The organism is Roseibium denhamense (assembly GCF_009711415.1).
GTDB lineage: Bacteria > Pseudomonadota > Alphaproteobacteria > Rhizobiales > Stappiaceae > Roseibium > Roseibium denhamense.
Genome location: NZ_SMLZ01000015.1, coordinates 1 through 302 on the forward strand (window position 1 = coordinate 1; position 302 = coordinate 302).

General features: G+C 60.3%; 1 protein-coding gene. It reads right to left on the minus strand.

Annotated features, from left to right (window positions below; all coding sequences use genetic code 11):
* The coding region (locus E1180_RS00035; protein ID WP_196220466.1) for a VCBS domain-containing protein at positions 1-302 on the minus strand (302 nt) is incomplete at both ends.

The following is a 302-nucleotide window of genomic DNA, read 5'->3' on the forward strand; positions in this document are numbered from 1 at the left end:
AATAGACCGTGATCGTGTCCGTCAGGCTCTCACCTTCGCCCAGACGGTCAATGGTCGTCCCGCGCGTCGTTGCAGCACCGCCGACGAACCGGTTGGATCCGGCATCAGCGTGATAGAACCATTCGCCATTCGCTCGAAGCAGGAGGTCGCCGTAGGTGCCATGATAGGTGAACCCAAGGCCGTGAGTATCGAATGAAGCCTCTCCGGCATCCGGGTCGGTGATGGAGAGGTGCCCACTCGCGTCCAGTGTCGCTTTTCCAAGGGTCGACATACCCGGCTGGGCATAATCCGGCGACATGTTC